This window comes from Hoylesella buccalis ATCC 35310 (genome assembly GCF_000177075.1).
Classification (GTDB): Bacteria; Bacteroidota; Bacteroidia; order Bacteroidales; family Bacteroidaceae; genus Prevotella; species Prevotella buccalis.
The window spans coordinates 1-1,618 of sequence record NZ_ADEG01000019.1; the positions used below are offsets into that span (position 1 = coordinate 1).

Here is a 1,618-nt window from a genome sequence, read left to right on the forward strand (position 1 = left end):
TGAGAAACTACATTTTTTATAGAGTATAAAAGATGATATTCCGATTCTTTTTTGAACATCTTTTATGCCTTGTTTATCATTGTTTTTTATTAAAACAACTAATTTGCTACCATTGAAATAGGAACCCCCAAAATAATTTGGAGTTACTATTCCATCGGAAGACTTGTTTAAGGCTCTCGTTTGTCTATTGGAATAAGATGCGTACAATCGTGTACTCAAATCTGTAACAATATCTTCTGTTTTAGAAGACATGTTCGAAACTTCTGTTGTTGGGAGCAATTTTTTTGTGGAATTCTCGTCTGATGAACAACTGAAAAAACAACAAAAAAAGATAAGCATACAATTTAAAACAATGTATCTTCTCATAATTAGGGGTTTATGTTAATTGATATAATTTTTAATTTAATTTACGAGCCAAATATAAAAGAATCTTGTCAAAATAACAAATATTTAGTTGTTTTCTATCACTACTGTCCGGTTAAATTTCACCAAAGCGAAAGTTGGCGGTCATTTTCTGGATTTTGATTAATAATTGTTTTATCAAATAGTTCATTCAACGGAGTCCTCTCAAAGAGAACTTGTCCGATGACGTTAGAGAATATGTAAAGATTTTGCTTAATATGATACATCTTCAAAGCAATAATAAGAAGCAGATAATCGCAGATGGCTATCCATATTTACGTAAAGACTGCATTCTGGGTTGTTCCATAGAACGACTTGATATGCAAGTGCTGCTTAATCCATTTGAAGAACGTCTCAATAGTCCAACGCTCTCGGTAGAGTTCTGCAATGGTAATCGCTGGAAGGATGAAGTCATTTGTCAGGAATCGATACACAACGTTCTGAGCATAGTCTTCATATGTAACCAATCGCAATACGTCTGGATATTTCTTGGCAGTAAGCAGACCCGTGAGACTGATAGTTTCATCAGAGATGACACCAGTCTGCCTATCAACCACTCTTGTCTCGAAAACATTGTACTTCATATTATCCTTTGCTCGGGTAACAAAGTATGCATGTTGTTGTTGAAAGATTCGGAACAGCCGATCAAAATTGACATATCCTTTATCCATAAGGTAATAGGCGCCTGTTTCGATTGGCAGCATATCCATAGCTTGGCTATCATGTACATTGCCGGGAGTAAGGAGAACAAAGCTAGGTATACTGTTCTTAACATCAACCAAGGTATGCATTTTGAACGCCCCTTTATCATGATGGAATTTTGCCCAAGGACAAAGCTGCAGACAAATATTAATGGTACTACTGTCAAAAGCATAGACCATGTTGTCGATGTTCAGACGGTAATAATTATCCTTATAAAGGGGCTTAGCTCTATCGACAAGTATCATTGCATAGTCTTGATAAATACGCCAGTTTTTCTTTTCGTTCATATCAGCAAGAGTAGATTTTGGCATGATTTTCAACCCCGCATGGTACAATTTGGAGTTGAATGCGGTAAGTTGAGCTTCTATACTTCGAAGACTTGCACTGCTAGTAAATTGAGCATAACTCATGACAAGAAACTGATCACGGCAAGTGAAACGTCTTGCATGAAAATCCCCTCGATATTTGTCAACACATTTTCTGAGCTCGTAATCAGGGATGAGAGACATCAGTT

The 1,618-nt window shown here is 36.2% G+C and carries 2 protein-coding genes; both read right to left on the reverse strand.

What is annotated here, in order from left to right:
- Positions 1–366, reverse strand: a 366-nt coding sequence (locus tag HMPREF0650_RS13350) for a hypothetical protein (protein WP_211205567.1), incomplete at its 3' end; no start/stop codon positions are given.
- A 311-nt stretch (positions 367–677) separates the two neighbouring features.
- Positions 678–1,618: IS4 family transposase (locus tag HMPREF0650_RS01685; RefSeq protein WP_004347819.1), on the reverse strand; the 941-nt coding region annotated here is incomplete at its 5' end.